The 15,669-nt window shown below is 32.9% G+C and carries 19 protein-coding genes; 10 read left to right on the forward strand and 9 right to left on the reverse strand.

Translation table 11 applies throughout. The annotated features are described in order from the left end of the window. The first annotated feature begins 67 nt into the window (after window positions 1–67). The 4 genes from MK851_RS04530 to MK851_RS04545 all read left to right on the forward strand — a co-directional run bounded on the left by MK851_RS04530 (window position 68) and on the right by MK851_RS04545 (window position 3,284). On the forward strand, window positions 68–1,990 hold the full coding sequence (locus tag MK851_RS04530; RefSeq protein ID WP_320241848.1) for a CocE/NonD family hydrolase: 1,923 nt from the start codon (window positions 68–70) through the stop codon (window positions 1,988–1,990). Window positions 1,991–2,110: 120 nt separating this feature from the next. Continuing rightward, on the forward strand, window positions 2,111–2,428 hold the full coding sequence (locus tag MK851_RS04535; protein WP_159613500.1) for a DMT family transporter: 318 nt from the start codon (window positions 2,111–2,113) through the stop codon (window positions 2,426–2,428). Window positions 2,429–2,459: 31 nt separating this feature from the next. Beyond that, a complete protein-coding gene (locus MK851_RS04540) occupies window positions 2,460–2,978 on the forward strand; it encodes a DUF4833 domain-containing protein (protein WP_320241851.1) in 519 nt (172 codons plus the stop codon). A gap of 156 nt (window positions 2,979–3,134) precedes the next feature. Beyond that, window positions 3,135–3,284, forward strand: a complete 150-nt coding sequence (locus tag MK851_RS04545) for a hypothetical protein (RefSeq protein WP_239179185.1) — start codon at window positions 3,135–3,137, stop codon at window positions 3,282–3,284. A gap of 184 nt (window positions 3,285–3,468) precedes the next feature. Here the strand turns inward: MK851_RS04545 and MK851_RS04550 are convergent, their stop codons facing one another. From MK851_RS04550 to MK851_RS04565, 4 genes are all read right to left on the reverse strand, one after another. Further along, the gene (locus tag MK851_RS04550; protein WP_320241852.1) at window positions 3,469–4,476 is read right to left on the reverse strand and encodes a type II toxin-antitoxin system antitoxin SocA domain-containing protein; all 1,008 of its coding nucleotides are present in this window, start codon (window positions 4,474–4,476) and stop codon (window positions 3,469–3,471) included. A 13-nt stretch (window positions 4,477–4,489) separates the two neighbouring features. Then, window positions 4,490–4,843: a hypothetical protein gene (locus tag MK851_RS04555; protein WP_320241853.1), complete on the reverse strand. Its 354-nt coding sequence runs from the start codon at window positions 4,841–4,843 to the stop codon at window positions 4,490–4,492. A 250-nt stretch (window positions 4,844–5,093) separates the two neighbouring features. Continuing rightward, the gene (gene aat, locus MK851_RS04560; RefSeq protein ID WP_320241855.1) at window positions 5,094–5,717 is read right to left on the reverse strand and encodes a leucyl/phenylalanyl-tRNA--protein transferase; all 624 of its coding nucleotides are present in this window, start codon (window positions 5,715–5,717) and stop codon (window positions 5,094–5,096) included. Window positions 5,718–5,958: 241 nt separating this feature from the next. Further along, a complete protein-coding gene (locus tag MK851_RS04565; protein ID WP_320241857.1) occupies window positions 5,959–7,338 on the reverse strand; it encodes a short-chain fatty acid transporter in 1,380 nt (459 codons plus the stop codon). Window positions 7,339–7,403: 65 nt separating this feature from the next. Here MK851_RS04565 and MK851_RS04570 point away from each other — a divergent pair, with 65 nt between their 5' ends. From MK851_RS04570 to MK851_RS04580, 3 genes are all read left to right on the forward strand, one after another. Next, window positions 7,404–8,960 (forward strand): NAD(P)/FAD-dependent oxidoreductase, encoded by a 1,557-nt coding sequence (locus MK851_RS04570; RefSeq protein WP_320241859.1) that lies wholly within the window; start codon window positions 7,404–7,406, stop codon window positions 8,958–8,960. 80 nt (window positions 8,961–9,040) lie between these two features. Continuing rightward, window positions 9,041–9,676 (forward strand): YqaA family protein, encoded by a 636-nt coding sequence (locus tag MK851_RS04575; RefSeq protein ID WP_047788676.1) that lies wholly within the window; start codon window positions 9,041–9,043, stop codon window positions 9,674–9,676. Between the two features lie 12 nt (window positions 9,677–9,688). Continuing rightward, window positions 9,689–9,937 carry a DUF1456 family protein gene (locus tag MK851_RS04580; protein WP_115900231.1) on the forward strand — a complete coding sequence of 83 codons (249 nt, stop codon included), beginning with the start codon at window positions 9,689–9,691 and terminating at the stop codon, window positions 9,935–9,937. Between the two features lie 241 nt (window positions 9,938–10,178). Here MK851_RS04580 and MK851_RS04585 read toward each other — a convergent pair whose 3' ends face one another. Both MK851_RS04585 and MK851_RS04590 read right to left on the reverse strand, forming a co-directional pair. Then, window positions 10,179–10,544: a DUF3127 domain-containing protein gene (locus MK851_RS04585; RefSeq protein ID WP_115900230.1), complete on the reverse strand. Its 366-nt coding sequence runs from the start codon at window positions 10,542–10,544 to the stop codon at window positions 10,179–10,181. 8 nt (window positions 10,545–10,552) lie between these two features. Further along, the gene (locus MK851_RS04590) at window positions 10,553–11,413 is read right to left on the reverse strand and encodes a flavin reductase family protein (protein WP_320241866.1); all 861 of its coding nucleotides are present in this window, start codon (window positions 11,411–11,413) and stop codon (window positions 10,553–10,555) included. 75 nt (window positions 11,414–11,488) lie between these two features. Between MK851_RS04590 and MK851_RS04595 the strand changes: the two genes are divergently transcribed. Beyond that, a complete protein-coding gene (locus tag MK851_RS04595; RefSeq protein WP_320241868.1) occupies window positions 11,489–12,637 on the forward strand; it encodes a sensor histidine kinase in 1,149 nt (382 codons plus the stop codon). 4 nt (window positions 12,638–12,641) lie between these two features. On the opposite strand, the gene MK851_RS04600 is transcribed toward MK851_RS04595, so the two are convergent. From MK851_RS04600 to greA, 3 genes are all read right to left on the reverse strand, one after another. Further along, window positions 12,642–12,827: a hypothetical protein gene (locus MK851_RS04600; protein ID WP_303510735.1), complete on the reverse strand. Its 186-nt coding sequence runs from the start codon at window positions 12,825–12,827 to the stop codon at window positions 12,642–12,644. Between the two features lie 10 nt (window positions 12,828–12,837). Continuing rightward, a complete protein-coding gene (locus MK851_RS04605) occupies window positions 12,838–13,230 on the reverse strand; it encodes an HIT family protein (protein ID WP_303510737.1) in 393 nt (130 codons plus the stop codon). A 99-nt stretch (window positions 13,231–13,329) separates the two neighbouring features. After that, window positions 13,330–13,803: a transcription elongation factor GreA gene (gene greA, locus MK851_RS04610; protein WP_320241873.1), complete on the reverse strand. Its 474-nt coding sequence runs from the start codon at window positions 13,801–13,803 to the stop codon at window positions 13,330–13,332. A gap of 194 nt (window positions 13,804–13,997) precedes the next feature. Here greA and MK851_RS04615 point away from each other — a divergent pair, with 194 nt between their 5' ends. Next, complete coding sequence (locus MK851_RS04615; RefSeq protein WP_303510739.1) at window positions 13,998–14,408, forward strand: Rieske (2Fe-2S) protein; 411 nt, start codon at window positions 13,998–14,000, stop codon at window positions 14,406–14,408. A 66-nt stretch (window positions 14,409–14,474) separates the two neighbouring features. Then, entirely contained in the window at window positions 14,475–15,632 is a 1,158-nt protein-coding gene (locus MK851_RS04620; RefSeq protein ID WP_320241876.1) for a 5-(carboxyamino)imidazole ribonucleotide synthase, read from the forward strand. Window positions 15,633–15,669: the final 37 nt, after the last annotated feature.

Genomic DNA, 15,669 nt, shown 5'->3' on the forward strand with positions numbered 1-15,669 from the left:
TTACATAACAGCAATCTAGTAGATTGCTGTTATTTTTATACTTTTATTATACATCAACAAAAACCAAATGAAAAAAAACTTACTTCTATTCTTTATACTAGCAGTTTCGTTTGCTAGTTGTACTAAAAAAACAACAGCAAAGAAAGCTGAAAAGACAGAAAACACCTACGTTAAAGACCATTACACAAAAAAAGAGGTAAAAATTACAATGAGAGATGGTGTAAAACTACACGCCACTATCTATTCACCAAAAGACACTAGTAAAACCTACCCTATTTTACTACAACGTACTCCGTATAGTTGCCAACCTTATGGAGAAGATAAATTTAGAAGAAAAATTGGTCCAAACCCAGTTTTAATGAAAGAAGGAAACATCATAGTATATCAAGATGTTCGCGGACGTTGGATGAGTGAAGGAGTGTATGACAATATGCGTGCTTACATTCCTAATAAAACAGAAAAACAAACCGATGAAACTACCGATACCTATGACACTATCGATTGGCTAGTGAACAATGTAGCAAACAATAACGGTAAAGTTGGTACATGGGGAATTTCATACCCTGGTCACTACGCTACTGTTTCAACTATTGATGCACACCCTGCTTTAAAAGCTGCTTCACCACAAGCGTGTATTGGAGATTTCTTTTTTGATGATTTTCATCATAACGGAGCTTTTTTACTAAGCTACTTTAAAGCCATTTCTTTATTCGGAACTCACAAAGATCAACCAACTGATTCTGCTTGGTACTCTTTCCCTGACATGAAAACTCAAGACCAATATCAGTTTTTCTTAGATAAAGGACCTCTTAAAAACTTAAACGAATATTTTCAATATGATAAGTTAGACACCAAAGTTGTTGATAATAAAGAACGTATTGATGATTTCTTTTGGAAGGAAATTGTAGAACACCCTAACTACGACTCGGTATGGCAAAGCAAAGGAATTATTCAACATTTAGATAAAGTGCCTTCTACCGTAGCAACGATGATTGTTGGAGGCTGGTTTGATGCAGAGGACTTATACGGACCTTTAGAAACCTATAAAAACATAGAAAAAAATCAACCTAACAACTACAACACTCTTGTTTTCGGACCTTGGGATCACGGCGGATGGTCAAGAAATAAAGTAGCTAACAAAGTGGGGAACTACTACTTTGGAGACTCTATCTCTTTAAAATTCCAAAAAGAAGTAGAAACCAAATTCTTCAATCACTTCTTAAAAGGTGATGGTTCTAAAAACTCAGGATTACCAGAAGCCTATGTTTTTGATACAGGTAAAAAAACGTGGAAATCATATGATGCATGGCCTCCAAAAAACGCTCAAAAACAAACATTTTTCCTTTCAGAAAACCAAGAATTAACAGCAACTCAAAAAGGAAACAACAAGGTTAGTTTTATTAGTGATATTAAGCGACCTGTGCCTTATTCAGAAGATATTAAAACGGTGTTTACTCCCCGTAAATATATGACAGACGATCAGCGTTTTGCTGCACGTAGACCTGATGTACTCGTTTATGAAACAGAAGTATTAACCGAAGACTTTACACTTGCAGGTGATATTTTAGCAAAGCTACAAGTAGCTACTACAGGTTCTGCAGCTGATTGGATTGTGAAGGTTGTTGATGTGCATCCTGCTGATTTAAAAAATGATAACAAAGAAATGCAACCACATTTAAAACTAAGCAACTATCATTTAATGGTACGTAGCGAGGTAATGCGTGGACGTTTTAGAAATAGTTTTTCAAATCCAGAACCTTTTACACCAAATCAAAAAACAGCCGTAAATATTAAACTACAAGATGTTTTCCATACGTTTAAAAAAGGGCACAAAGTACAAATACAAGTGCAAAGCACTTGGTTTCCTTTAATCGATTTGAATCCTCAAACCTATGTAGATAATATTTACAAAGCAGACGAAAAAGATTTTAAAACACAAACACACTCAGTATTTACCGATTCTAGTATAGAATTTACAGTGTTAAAATAACAACAAACTTTTTTCTATTTAAAAACTCACAACACTTAAGTATTGTGAGTTTTTTTTATTTTAGAATTTATAACTCTAAATAACAATACGTACCTTTATCTTTAAATAATAATGTATTTTATGAACTGGATTTATTTAATTATAGCTGGTATTTTTGAAATAGGATGGCCTTTAGGCTTAAAGCTTTCTCAAAACGTTCAATATAAATTCTTAGGCATTTGTATTGCTATTATTTGTATGGCTACCAGTGGATATTTTTTATGGTTAGCTCAAAAAACAATTCCTATGGGAACAGCTTATGCTGTTTGGACAGGTATAGGCGCTGTAGGTACTTTACTTGTTGGTATTATATTTTTAGGAGACTCAGCCAACATTTGGCGTCTTATTTCTGCATCATTAATTGTATTTGGAATAGTAGGACTAAAACTAGCCAATTAAATTATTATTTTATTCTCAAAAAAAACTAACTGTGCCTAAAAAATATTTTTTCCTTCTTTTTTTAAACATTCATTTTATAACATACGGACAAGAGAATTACCCTGTTCCTCCTAAAAACTCTAATAGCCTTTTTTACATACAACACAGCAATAATTTTAACACATATGTATACGATGTTAATCTTAAAAACTCTAAGTTAAACACCAAAAAGCCTATCAAAGAATACAGAATACTATATACCAAAAATGCTGAAGTTAAGCCTCTAACTTCAACACAAAAAAGGCTTGCTTATGGTATGGTATTGCTTAATGCAGATGATAATTCTTTTAAATTTAGGCTAGCTGCTTCTTCAAAACTTGTTTTTAATTTAGAGAAAAAAAACAATCATTACAAAATTTTTGTAAACCATAATACAACAAAAATATACCTAGACAGAATGTTCTTAAATATTAATGGAACTGGTTTAAGTACTGAAATAAAATCGGTTATTCTTTACGGAAAAGACTACAATACCAATAAAAAAATTGAAATTAAAGTTGAAGACTTTTAAACGATAAAACAATCTTATATAAATCTAGACACAAAAATTGATCTTTGAGTTTAATTTAAAATACTAGGTGATAATCCCTCCTGTTAGAACTTTTTAACGCTACTACAGGAGAGGTGATTCACACCATTCATTCGGGCAGTATACAAATGCTGACCGATGTATAACTGGAACTTACCTCAAACGGTGATGGAAGCAAAACCTGACCCTGCCTATTCTACTTGGGGTGGTGGCTCTGGTGTTGTAGTGGTTTACGGAATAGCCAAACCTGCTCAAACTCCACTTGCTGGCCCAGTGAGTGCTGTTTAAAATCTACAATACTAAATAAGCGTCTGTTTTAAGGACGCTTATTTAACTAACCCTATTAATTAAAACTCTTAGTGCTCTTTTTATTTTTTTATATTTGGATGAAAAAGTGCTACTATACCTCCATATCATTCGTATAAAAACACTAAAAGTACTTATATAAACAAGTTGGTAAACATATCTCAAATCAAACGTGAATTAACTCGAAAGAATAATTATAATCTATTAATCCTTTATCTCCCTCATTATCAAGCCACGCTTTTTCTTCGTGACTTTTTTCCATAATTTGAGTTGCATTACAACTTTTGAAAATACTAACAATTGTATTCAATGATTCTAGTTCCTCAGAACTAAATAACTCTGAATTAAAATCTTTGTTGTTAGATTTATAAAAACATTTTCCCCAATATCCATTTCCATAATCTTCCATTTTCATAAAAATATAATCTTTATTAGAAGCGTAATCAAAAATACCACCAAACCTTACTGGAACTGGTCCATAATTATGTGCCATATAATTTGCACCACTTATTGAATATGCTGTATTCTTAAAATTAAGAAAATCAGAATAAAACAGAAGCTTATTCATTTTTGTTTCTGTAGGGTTTAATTTCTCAGCAAAAAACAAAATCATATTTGACATTTTTTCCATATTTGGTTTTCTATAACCGGAAAAATTACTTGGAAGTTTATCTTCAAATAAAATATTTACATATTTTTTATCATCCTTGTTTTCTCTATAATTAGCTTTTACTACATCTATTTTTTTAAGAGCTTTAATTTTCTCTTCCTCATTTAAATCGTTATTTAAATCAACTTGGTATTTAAAATTTTCTATGCTGTTTAAAACTGAACTTATTAATTTACCATTAGCTAAACTTGGAACTTCGCCTTTTTCATAATTTCTATAACTATTTATTCCAAATCCTAATATACGAGACATCATTCCAGCTGACAAGCCATAAGTATTTCTCAAATTAATTATTTCATCTGGGAATGGAATATTATGTTTATCTCTATATTGATTATAAACTTGATTTAAATTAAATTCATCTAACTCTGTGGTCGTAAATGACTCACCACTATCTTTACATAAATAACTTTTGTGATTATATTCAAATTTTTCTTTTCTAAAAACCAAAATACTCTTTTCAATTTGTAAGGTCATTTTCTTACCTGTGATTGGACTTTTCATAATTGTTTGTTTTTTAGTTTAAATTTTTAAGAGGAAATTCCATAGGATATTCTGCCTTATGAAAAGATATACATACTGCTCTCTCTGTCATTTTTGATATAGTCAATTTAATATAAACTTGCTGACCTTTAATTACCTTTCCGAAAACCCACATTTCTATTCCGCCTTGTTGAGTTTCTTCTAAAGGACCTTCACTATAATCCTCTATTTCTAGGTTTAAAATTATTTCTTCACGCATTTTAGCGGTAATACTTAAATCTGCAAGATTCTGAATACTATTTTTAGGACGATTGGAGAAGATTATGCCGAGAGACTTTATAATCGCCTTAAGTTCTTGCAAAAAAGATTTTATAGTTAACTTATCCACAATATTAGCGTGTTAAATTCTTTGCAAATATAATCATAAACCTAAATTAAACAACTTTAAAGTATAATTATTAACACTTTGCAAACAATTAACCAACTTTAAAGTGATAAAATACGATTTACCAACAAGGCATAAACCTTATTGTTGGCTTTTAGCACACTTACGAAAGTTCTCGCGGACTTTCTTATCAGTAATAATTTGCTTACTTTTAGCTTGAAAACAACGCAACTATCCTTATTCAAACAAAATTCTACAACCACCTCAAAAACTCCTCTCTAGGAATTTCTCTCGCGCCTAAACTTGCTAAATGGTCGTTATATACTTGGCAATCGATGAGTTTGTAACCTCCTTTTTGAGCTAAATGGATAAAAGCTACTTTGCTCATATTACTTACTTTACTAAACATACTTTCGCCACAAAATACCCCGTTTCCTAAATCTACTCCGTACAAACCTGCAACTAATTTACCGTCCATCCATACCTCAATAGATTTTGCATAGCCTTTGTCGTGTAAGTTTATATATGCATCCTCCATTTCATCAGTAATCCAAGTCCCTAATTGGTCAAAACGATTGATATGTCGGCAGTTAAAAATCACCTCATCAAAAGCTTTGTTTTCCGTTATCGTAAAACCACCTTTTCGCAATACCTGTTTCATCGACTTGGAAATCTTTACCTCTTCAGGAAACAACATCATACGCTCCCATGGAGAATACCAAACAATCGGCTCCCCTTCATTAAACCATGGAAAAATTCCATGTTGGTAGGCATACACCAATCGCTCAACCGATAAATCACCGCCCAAAGCCAGTAAACCATCATCAGTAGCCAACTCATACGGAGGAAACTCTATTTTTTCAGAAAGCCAAATCATTCGTTACATTCTTTTTTACAAAAATACTATATCCGTGAATTCAACATCAACGTTTTATTAATAAAAACGTGGTATAGTCACCATCAGCGAAGTTCGTTGGCGTTTCCTCAACACAACGGAGCCATCAGCGAAGTTCGCTGGCGTTTCCTCAACACAACGAAACCATCAGCGAAGTTCGTTGGCGTTTCCTCAACATAACGGAGTCATCAGCGTGACGCGCTGACGTTTCCTCAACAAATTCTTAAAACAAGGTAAGTCCTAACAAATAAATTACGCTAGCTACCACCATTGCAATTAACGTGTAGGGTAAAATTTCTTTTGCTTTTAGTTTCGTAATTCCTAATAAAGGTAATGCCCAAAAAGGCTGTAACATATTGGTTATTTGGTCTCCGTATGCTAGTGCCATAATTGCTTTAGGCAACGGAACCCCTAATTTTAACGCACTTTCTACCACAATAGGACCTTGTACAATCCACTGTCCTCCCCCACTTGGCACAAAAACATTAACCAAACCAGCACTAAAAAACGTAAATATGGGTAAGGTCGTTGCAGTTGCTATCGACACGAAAAAATCAGAAATTAAAGTAACCATCCCCGTACTTTTCATCACCCCCATAATACCAAAATACAACGGAAACTGAATTAAAATTCCAGAGACATCACTAATCGATTCTCCCACAGCATTGGTAAATTTTTTAAAACTTCCGTGTAGTATAATTCCTAATCCTAACATAAAAAAGTTAATTAGGTTAGGCGTAATTTTTAACTGCTGAATGTCTGCCCAATAACGATAACCAAACGCTACTAAAATTAACACACCAAAAGCAATGGCCAACCATTGAGAACTATCCAATCTTTCTGCTTGTGTACTAACCTTTTCATCAGTATGCATTTGATATTCTGGTAAATTAATCGCGGTAGGAGTTGCTTTCTTCCCTAAAAAATAAAAGGTTGCCGATACCGCCGCTACTACCACGAAAAAAATCAGCAAATTCCACCAACTAAAAATCGTTTGAGAATAATCAATCACATCAGGTATTTGAGCTAAAACCTCATCCGAAGAAACCGACTGCATAATACTTTTAATATGTCCGCTTTCGTTAATTTTTATGGGTGCCGACCCAGAAATTCCACCATGCCAAACCATCAATCCCATATAACCCGCCGCTCCAATAATTGGATAATTTAGTTTGATATTATGTTGTTGTGCATGTTCTGCTACTTTACGTGCCAACAAAGCTCCAAAGATGAGCCCTAACCCCCAATTAAAAAAAGCTACCAACATGGTAGTACAACTTACAATGGCTGCACTATTTGCTGTGTTGGTACAGAATTTTGTTACTTTTAAAATTAAATTACTTACAGGTTTACTCAACACCAACACATGTCCTAATACCAAAATCAACATCATTTGGTAAGCAAAAACGAGTAATCCGTTAGACCAAATTCCGTTTTCCCAAAATTGTAACACCTCTAAAGAATAATTAACCACAGAGCTTTCTGCTGGTTTTGTAAAAAACAGTGCTAATAAAAGAGTTAACAGTGTTAATAATATAGCGATGGTAAAAGGTGAGGGTAAATATTTTTTAAAAACATTTTCTATAACCTGCGTAATTTTCATAGTGTAGGGTTTGATTTGCTAAAATAATTAAATAGACTGAATCTTATTTTAACTAGTTTTGCAGTATGGTTAAAGAACTTCAATTACGTGTTAATTTAGTAGAAGAACGCAAAGACAATATTTTACAGCTAAAAGTTGCTAAAAAGCTAGGTATTAATATAGCTGATATTACTAGCGTAAAGGTGTTACGTAAATCGATTGATGCACGTAAAAAAGAAGTTATTTTTAATTATAAAGTAGCGGTGTACATTAACGAACCGCAACCTGATACTCCTGATTATATTTTTGAATATCAAGATGTATCGAATGCGAAAGAAGTTCATATTGTAGGTTTTGGTCCTGCGGGAATGTATGCAGCACTTCGTTGTATTGAGTTAGGATATAAACCTATTGTGTTAGAGCGTGGTAAAAATGTACAAGATCGTCGTAGAGATTTACGTGCTATTAACCAATTTCATGAAGTAAACCCAGATTCTAACTATTGTTTTGGTGAAGGTGGTGCTGGAACGTATTCGGACGGAAAGTTATACACCCGTAGTTTAAAGCGTGGTGATGTTCGTAAAATATTTGAAAACTTAGTATATCACGGTGCTACCGATCAAATTTTGGTAGATGCACACCCGCACATAGGAACGAACAAACTTCCGAAGATTATTCAAAACATTCGCGAAACGATTTTAAAACACGGTGGTGAGATTCATTTTGAAACTCGTGTTACTGATTTTATCGTTAAAAACAACAAACTACAAGCCATACAGTTACAAAATGGTTCTGAAATGGCTGTAAATGCGGTGGTTTTAGCTACTGGGCATTCTGCAAGAGATATATACGAGTTATTGCATAAAAAAGATATTTTGCTAAAAGCGAAATCCTTTGCTATGGGGGTTCGTGTAGAACATCCGCAAGAAATTATTGATCAAATTCAATATAGTTGTTCTGGTGAACGTGATGAGTTATTGCCTGCTGCTGCGTATAGTTTAGTACACCAAGTAGGAAACCGTGGAGTGTATTCATTCTGTATGTGTCCTGGTGGATTCATCGTTCCTGCGGCAACTGCTAATGGTGAAGTTGTAGTGAATGGAATGTCACCATCGCGTCGTAATAATAAGTTTGCCAACTCCGGTATTGTCGTTGAAATTAATGTTGATAAAGACTTACCTAAGTATGAGAAATATGGAGTTTTAAAAGGCTTACAATATCAAAAAGATTTAGAAAAGTTAGCGTTTAACGCAGGTGGAAAAAGTCAGATTGCTCCAGCACAACGTTTAACTGATTTTGTGGATGGTAAATTGTCTTCTTCTTTAAATGATTGTTCGTATCAACCCGGATTAAATTCTTCTCCGCTACATTCGTTACTTCCTAAATTAATTGGAAGCAGATTGCGTAAAGGTTTTGCAGCTTTCGGACAAAAAATGCACGGGTATTATACCGCGGAAGCAAACATTGTTGGAGTGGAATCTAGAACCTCATCACCTGTAAATATTCCAAGAAAAGATAACCTTGAACATCCACAAATTGAAGGGCTTTTTCCTTGTGGTGAAGGTGGTGGTTATGCGGGTGGTATTATTTCGGCTGCTATGGATGGTGAACGTTGTGCTGAATCAGCCATAGCAAACCTATAATAATTAACAGATATTTGTTGGTGTAATTTCTAATTACCTCGTACTTTTGCTACTCCTAAAAATTAGAGGCTTTTTTAGCGATGAGTAAAAAGAATAAAAAAAATAACAAAAAGAAAATAGATAAGCCGCATTATAAACGTTTACACAACTATTATAATCGCACTGGTTTTTACATGTTTATTTGGGTAAGCTTAAAGAAAGCTTTTTGGCCAATTGTAGGCGTTATTGTAGGGTTATTATTATTTAACAAATACGTTTATAATATTAATGATGGTTTACAAACCATGACCGAAACTTTTTCTAGAACAGGAGTTTTAATTACTTTTTTTATATCCGAAACAATTTTAGGATTAATTCCGCCAGAAATTTTCATCGCATGGTCTAAGAAAACTGAAGACCCTATTGTAAACATCTCTTTATTAGCAACGCTATCTTATTTAGGAGGTTTGTGTGCTTATTTTATAGGTAGAGCTTCTTTAAAGATTGACTCAGTAAGAAATTATTTGGAGGTTAAAATGGCTAAAAACCTTAAAAACACTAGTAAATGGGGAGGTTTTTTAATTTTGGTAGGTGCACTACTACCACTACCTTTTGCCATTAGCTGTTTAACTGCTGGTATGATTAAATATCCTTTTAAAAATGTAGTTTTTGTAGGCTTATTTCGTTTTGCTCGTTTTGCTATTTATGCATGGGCTATTTTTTCGGTAGTAAATTAACTTAAAACAATTATGGGACTAACTAACAACGATATTTTTAAAAAGCTACGAGTAGCACATAAATTAAGAGATACTGATATTATTGACATCTGCGCCTTGGTAGATTTTAAAGTTTCTAAATCAGAACTTAATGCTATTTTTAGAAAAGAAGATCACCCTAAGTATATGGAATGCGGTGATCAGTTTTTACGTAATTTTTTAAACGGATTAATTATTCATTTAAGAGGTCCGATGCCTGAGAAAAAGCCAACAAAAAAGTAACCACACCACTAACGCTTATATAATTAAAAAACCTTCTGAATTAAATCAGAAGGTTTTTATTTCCCCTTAAATTCTCAATCAATAATTATTTATTGAATGATTATGGTACAAATATATAACTGGTTGTTAATTTATTAAAGGGGATATCCGTAAGTAAATATGTAGTTTTCCGTAAAACAGAAAAAGAGCGCAAAATTTGCGCTCTTTTTATTTGTATTCTTATTTTCTAACTTAACTTTTCTTAGAAAGGTAAATCATCTGGTTCGTTTGCAGATAAATCTGGGGCTGGCTCAAATTGGTCAGCTGGTGGAATGTTTTGAGGAGCTGCTTGTGCTAAGTTTTCAATTCTCCATCCTTGAACAGAGTTAAAATACTTTGCCTCTCCTTGTGGGTTAATCCATTCTCTACCTCTTAAATTAATAGAAACTTTTACATCTTGCCCAACTTGATAACTGTTTAATAAATCACATTTATCTTGAATAAACTCAATCATTATCATTTGCGGGTACTGCTCATCAGTAGTTACAACCATTTCACGCTTTCTAAATCCGTTAGATCCGAATGTTTGCGTTTCGTTAATTAATTTGATTTTCCCTATTACTTCCATTTCTAAATCTATTTAATTAAAAGCACCTTCCAAGCGCTTTCTACATCATTATTCTTTAAATACTCTTGTGCAAAAGTATGTTTTTTTTCAGTTGAAATCCCAACAAATTGTGAATGTTCTTTTGCAAAGTTATTAACAGTTTCTTCTGTAGGTAACTGTTCTACATTACCTAACATTCCTAAATTGTTTCCTGTTAACACAGTACTGTTTCTTATTTCTGTGGGTATTTGGTCTACTCCTATTCCTAAGGTAGTTAGTGGTTTTGGTATTTCAAAAAAGCCATCACGAGCACGAGAGTAATAACTTCCTCCTGCTCTAGCAACTAAATCAATTTTATGTTGGTCTATACTACCATCTTCTGCTAACACATCTTCGTTTACATGTAGTTTTACTACCTCACATACAATTAAGTTTCCTGCTCCTCCTTCTTCACCTGTATAAATGATGTCTTTTACTTTACATTCAAATTGTACAGGAGATTCTGCAACTCTAAACGGCTTTATTTCATCCGAAGGCAACATCGTAAAACCGGCTTTGATAAACTCATTTACTCCTTTTGGATACATGGTACTACTCAACGACATTTGCTGAACAATATCATAATTCACAATATTTATAACTACCTCTTTGGTTGCTTCAGCATTGTCTAACGTATGTTTGGTTTTATTTCCTCTTACACTACGTGCTGGAGAAAAAATCATAATTGGAGGGTTTGCTCCAAATACATTAAAAAAACTAAACGGTGATAAATTTGGGTTTCCATCTGCATCAACAGTACTTGCGAAAGCAATAGGCCTTGGAGCTACAGCTCCTAATAAATACCCATGCAATTTAGAGGTTGGTATATCTTTAGGATTAATTGATAACATTCTATATAATTTTAATGTAAATATACTACCTATTTATAAACTTAGTTATTCTAGAGAATAGTTTATATTTGATTGATGGCTTTTTTTACAAACACTTATTGGGTAAAGCGTATTGCAATTAGTATTTCTTTACTTATCGTTTTATTTATTTTATGGAATACCTATGTGTTTTTTCAAAAATTTAAAAAGGATGAACGTGCTAAAATGGAAATTTATGCCACAGCAATTAAAGAAGTAGCATCTAACCCTGACTCTGATGGTAATTTTAATTTAGTAAACAAAGTTTATGAAACTATAGAGAATATTCCTTCTATTTTGGTTGGTAAAGATGGAGAGATAAAACAGTTTCATAACTTAGATTCTATAAAGTCTACAGATTCAAAATATCTTCAACAGCAATTGAGCATCATGAAAAACCAAAATGAGCCAATTGCAATAGAATATTTAGGTATTAAAGAACACATTTACTACAGAAATTCTGACCTTTTATACAAGCTCAAATACTATCCACTTGCTTTAGTGCTAATTTTAGGACTGTTTCTTACCATTATTTACATGGTTTATAAGTCTAATAAGGTTGCTGAGCAAAATAAGTTATGGACAGGAATGGCTAAAGAAACAGCACATCAAATAGGAACGCCACTTTCTTCATTATTGGGTTGGATAGCCATTTTACGTACTGAAAATGTAAGCACCGATTATATAGATGAAATTGAAAAGGATGTGAAGCGTTTAAATATTATTGCTAATCGTTTTTCTAAAATCGGATCACTTCCTAAATTGAAACCTTACAACATTGTATCTATTACTAAAACTGCTTTTAATTACTTAGAAAATAGAAGCTCCAAACAGATTTCTTTTTCTTTTACTACTGAGGCTGAAGAAATTCACGCTAACCTAAACACCGAGTTATATGGTTGGGTAATAGAAAATTTAATTAAAAACGCTATTGATGCTATGCAAGGTAAAGGGAAGTTATCTGTTAGTATTAGTACGAGTTCTAAGAATGTGAAAATTCTAATTTCTGATACTGGTAAGGGGATTCCTAAAACACAATTTTTACAAATATTCAACCCAGGATTTACCACAAAAAAACGTGGTTGGGGTCTTGGTTTATCACTTTCTAAACGAATTATTAAAGATTACCACAACGGAAGAATACATGTGCTAAAATCAGAACTAGGAAAAGGAACTACGTTTGAGGTTTTATTGAGTAAGGTTTAGTTTTTTATTCTTTTTCTACTCTCTTTTTCATTGCTAATCCAAAAAGTATTCCTCCAATACCCCATATAACAAAGCCAATTAAACTGCTTTTAACAGTTATAGCTTTTCCATCATACCATGGAAAAAGAAAAGTCATTACTAAAAACATTGTTCCTCCCCAAACTAGTCCACTTTTAACCCACTTTTTCATAGCTTTTTATTTATTCAAAATTCTTAGCAACTTCTTCTGCAACAGCTACAAACTCTTCGTTTGTTAATTTTTCTTTCTTTACAAAACGGATATCCTCCATGGTTTGTAACGGAATTAAATGTACGTGTACATGAGGTACTTCTAAACCAATTACACTCATTCCTACACGTTCACATGGTATTGTTTTTTCAATCGCTTTGGCTACCCTGTAAGAGAAAGACATTAATCCGTCGTACTCTTCTTTCGATAAATCGAATAGTTTATTTTCTTCACGCTTAGGAATTACCAATGTATGTCCTTTAGCATTTGGATTGATATCTAAAAAAGCAAAATAGTTGTCATCTTCAGCTATTTTATACGATGGAATTTCTCCGTTTATAATCTTTGTAAAAATACTTGCCATGTTGTTTTATTTAATTTTACAGTAAAAGTAAAAAAGAAATCGGATTCTAGCGAAGCTAAAACCCGAATAAATCTTTACTCTTTTGTATTTGTTTTTCTTTTATCGAGAAATCTCTATAACTTCAAACTTCATAATTCCGTTAGGCACTTGTATTTCGGCAATATCACCTACTTTTTTACCTAACAACCCTTTACCAATTGGTGAGTTTACAGATAACTTTCCGTTTCTTACATCACTTTCGCTATCAGCAACTAGTGTATAGGTAAACTCCATTCCATTAACTGAATTTTTAATCTTAACTATTGAGTGAATTAAGATTTTTGAGGTATCTAACTGACTTTCATCAATAACACGAGCATTTGCTACTACGTTTTTAAGCTTTGCAATTTTTGTTTCTAACAACGATTGCTCTTCTTTTGCAGCATGATATTCTGCATTCTCACTCAAATCTCCTTTATCACGGGCATCTGCTATTTCTTGAGAAACACGAGGTCTTTCAACCTGCTCTAATTGGGCTAACTCTTCTTTAAGTTTTCTTAATCCTTCTTCCGTATAATATGATACATTACTCATCTCTTCTGTCTTTTTTAAAATCAACAAACTTTTATACGTTTTCCTTAACGTTTTACAAAAAGTATATAACTTTTCTTCCTAAAAACCTGTGGGTTAAATTTAAAAATCCCATGCCGTTAGGAATGAGATAGTCTTACAAATGTACAAAATATTTGTAACTTCGTTGCGTTACAATACTAACTCTATACTAAAAAATGAAAAAAAAATTTTATTTAATTCTTGTTCTAATTTGTTTTAGTTGTAGTGATAACACCCCTATTAACAATTGTTTTTCTGGAGTAAAAATGAATGCTATTATTGATTTGTCTCTCCCAGAATTTAGCGGATTGTTAGTTCCTGGAGGGGAATCTCAAAATACAATACAAGGAAGAAATGTTTTTATTTTTAGAACAGGAACTTCTGGCTATAGAGCTTTTGACCGACAATGTCCTGAGCAAAAATGTAGCTCTTTAATGACTTTTAATGGTGTAGAAATTACCTGCCCTTGTGATGATAAAAAATACAACTATCTTTCAGGAGGTACTCCTTTAGATGGCGAAGGCTGTAATGCTTTAATGTATTTTGTTACTTCTATTGGTAACAATCAGTTAAGAATATCTCGTTAATACTATTTGTACTAACAATTAGATTCTTATTTTTGCAGCAACAACAACACAATTAACACATTTATCGTGAAAAATTACTTTTCTTCAGACTTTAAATTGGGTGTTCTAGGAGGCGGCCAATTAGGAAGAATGTTACTTACCGAAACTCAAAAATTCGATATTTATACTGTTATTCTAGACGGAAATTCTGATGCTCCTTGTGCTCAAATATGTAATGAATTTCATCAAGGAGATTTATTGGATTATGACACTGTTTACAACTTTGGGAAGCAAGTAGATTTATTAACTATAGAAATTGAAAATGTAAATATTGACGCCTTAGACGCTTTAGAAGCTGAAGGGTTAACTATTTTTCCGAAGCCTAAAAACTTAAGAACTATCCAAAACAAAGCACATCAAAAGGTGTTTTATCATGACAACCAAATTCCTACGGCTGATTTTTCTAGGTTTACTTCTTTACAAGAATTAAAACATACTATTAGTAATGATGCTGTTACGCTTCCTTTTGTATGGAAGTCTGCTCGATTTGGATACGATGGTAATGGTGTAAAAATAGTTCGTTCTATCAGCGATTTAGAAAATTTACCTACTGGTGAGTGTATTTCTGAAAAGCTAATTCCTTTTAAAAATGAATTAGCAGTTATTGTAGTTAGAAATGCCAATGGAGAAACTAAGACCTACCCAGTAGTTGAAATGGAGTTTCATCCAGAAGCGAATCAAGTAGAGTATGTTATTTGCCCTGCAAGAATAGAAGATTTAGTTGCCCAAAAAGCGCGTGAAGTTGCTTTAAAAGTTGCGGATGCTTTTGATTTTGTTGGATTACTAGCAGTAGAGATGTTTCAAACTGAAGATGATACAATCATAGTAAATGAAGCAGCTCCAAGAACTCATAATTCTGGGCATTATTCTATAGAAGCAAGTTATACCAACCAATTCGAACAACACTTACGCAGTATTTTAAACCTTCCGTTAGGGAGTACTGAAAGTAAGGTTGCTGGAATTATGGTGAATTTAGTAGGTGCTGAAGGATATACTGGTGATGTGGTATATGAAAACATCGAAGAAATTTTAAAAATTGACGGTGTTACTCCTCACGTCTACGGAAAAAGAACAACCAAACCTTTCCGTAAAATGGGACACGTAACTATTGTAAATAAAGATATAAACGAAGCGAGAAAAATCGCTCAACAAGTAAAAGAAACTATTAAGGTAATAGCAAAGTAACCTCTCGACTACACTCGAGATGACAAAAACATAAAAT

The organism is Tenacibaculum sp. 1B UA (assembly GCF_033978845.1).
In the GTDB taxonomy this organism is placed as follows: Bacteria; Bacteroidota; Bacteroidia; order Flavobacteriales; family Flavobacteriaceae; genus Polaribacter.